The organism is Streptomyces daqingensis (genome assembly GCF_014645895.1).
Lineage (GTDB): Bacteria > Actinomycetota > Actinomycetes > Streptomycetales > Streptomycetaceae > Streptomyces > Streptomyces daqingensis.
Map to the genome: position 1 here is coordinate 1 of NZ_BMMP01000039.1, position 1,130 is coordinate 1,130.

Annotated in this window: 1 protein-coding gene; it reads right to left on the reverse strand. The window is 65.3% G+C overall.

What is annotated here, in order from left to right; translation table 11 throughout:
* Position 1: 1 nt before the first annotated feature.
* Positions 2-1,093 (reverse strand): IS630 family transposase, encoded by a 1,092-nt coding sequence (locus tag IEY56_RS28120; RefSeq protein ID WP_189040114.1) that lies wholly within the window; start codon positions 1,091-1,093, stop codon positions 2-4.
* Positions 1,094-1,130 lie beyond the last annotated feature (37 nt).

Genomic DNA, 1,130 nt, shown 5'->3' on the forward strand with positions numbered 1-1,130 from the left:
CCTAGTGACCTGAGTCGGAGATTCGTTGGCAGTAGGCGGCGACTTTGTCGAGGATTTCGTCTGCGGTCTTTGTCCAGGTGAATGGTCGGGGGTTGGTGTTCCAGTCGGTGAGCCATGCTCGGATGTCGCGTTCGAGGGCTTGGACGGAGCGGTGGACGCCGCGCTTGAGCTTCTTCTGCGTGAGTTCGGCGAACCAGCGCTCCACCAGGTTCAGCCAGGACGCGCTGGTGGGGGTGAAGTGCAGGTGGAACCGGGGGTGGGCCAGCAGCCACTGCTTGATGGCCGGGGTCTTGTGGGTGGCGTAGTTGTCCAGGATCAGATGCACCTGAAGATCGGCCGGGACTTCGCGGTCGAGCTTGGTCAGGAACTTCTTGAACTCCTCGGCCCGGTGCCTGCGGTGCAGTGAACCGATCACCTTCCCCGTGGCGACCTCCAGGGCTGCGAAGAGGGTGGTGGTGCCGGCGCGGACGTAGTCGTGGCTGCGCCGCTCGGGCACCCCGGGCACTATCGGCAGGACCGGCTGGGAGCGGTCCAGAGCCTGGATCTGGGACTTCTCATCCACGCACAGCACCAGGGCCTTCTCCGGCGGGTCGAGATACAGGCCCACCACGTCACGGACCTTGTCGATGAAGAACGGGTCGGTGGACAGCTTGAAGGTCTGGCTGCGGTGCGGAGCCAGCGCAAAGGCCCGCCAGATCCGGGAGATCGCCGACTGCGACATCCCGGTCGCCGCCGCCATCGACCGTGTCGACCAGTGGGTCGCGTTCTTCGGTCTCTCCTCCAGCGTCTTGACGATCACCCGCTCCACATCGGCGTCGGTGATCTTCCTCGGGGCGCCGGGCCTCGGCTCGTCACACAAACCGTCCAGACCGCGCTCGATGAAGCGCCGCCGCCAGGTGCGGACCGTGTCCGCCACGACACCCAACCGACGCGAGACCTCCGCGATCGAACGCCCCTCGGCACACTCCAGAACGATCCTTGAACGCAAAGCCAACGCCTGCGCTGTCGAGCGGCGACGCACCCACCCCTCAAGTGCAGCCCGCTGGGCATCAGTTACGAACAACGGCGCAAGCTTCGGTCCAGGACGACTCACACCCAACCAACGACCAATCCCCGACTCAGGTCACTAG